Annotated in this window: 1 protein-coding gene; it reads left to right on the top strand. The window is 65.2% G+C overall.

Features of this window, described 5'->3' with window-relative positions; all coding sequences use genetic code 11:
* Window positions 1–592 precede the first annotated feature (592 nt).
* Window positions 593–781, top strand: a 189-nt coding sequence (locus tag U9980_RS25975; RefSeq protein ID WP_322770335.1) for a hypothetical protein, incomplete at its 3' end; no start/stop codon positions are given.

Genomic DNA, 781 nt, shown 5'->3' with positions numbered 1-781 from the left:
ACTCCGACGCCCACATGCAGGCCAGCCGCTTACTGGTCGACAAGGTTGATCAACTGATCGCAGTGTGGGACGGACAACCAAGCCGAGGACCCGGCGGGACAGCCGATGTGATCGACTACGCGCACGCTAAGAACATCCCAGTCACCGTCATCTGGCCCGCAGGCGCGATAAGACCCTGAAGATCAGCCGTGTCGGGTAGCGGGGGCACATTGCTGTATCCCCGCCCCCTCAGACCTACTAATGGGAATCCTGGTTACTGGACCCGAGAAAATGCATCTGCGCAGGTTACGAGCCTGCCGGAGTCCAGCTACTTAGATTCCCTTTAGTACATCCGCCAGTAGGGCCGCAGGGTTGGCCGGATGTTGGCTGTAGACAGTGGGCGAGTGCCTGTCGCACAGGGAAAATCGGGGTTACCACACCAAACCGAGAATCCCAGGCGAAAAGCACCCGTCAGGTGGTCACGATACCCAGCGCCGAGTCGTCACAGAAGCCAGCGCCCCGGATGGGGTCGTCGTGGGGATCAGGCCGCGGGGCGGTGCCGCGCCGGCGGGAGCGAGTGCGGATCGGGTCGCCGGATCCGACGGCGACGGGGGTGGCTGGGCTGGTCGTGGTGACCAAGCTCGTCGACCGGCTCGACATCGTCGGGACGCTCGACGAGGGGATCGGGCCGATCAAGCAGCGGGACCGGGGGCTCAGCGGCGCGGAGTTACTCGTCGGGATGGCGACCAGTCAGCTCGCAGGCGAGTCGTCGCTGGCCGGGCTGGACCGGTCGCGGGCGGAT

This window comes from Protofrankia sp. Cr1 (assembly GCF_963555865.1).
In the GTDB taxonomy this organism is placed as follows: Bacteria; Actinomycetota; Actinomycetes; order Frankiales; family Frankiaceae; genus Protofrankia.
Note: the sequence above shows the minus strand (reverse complement) of the source record. Positions and strands in the feature narration are given on the sequence as shown.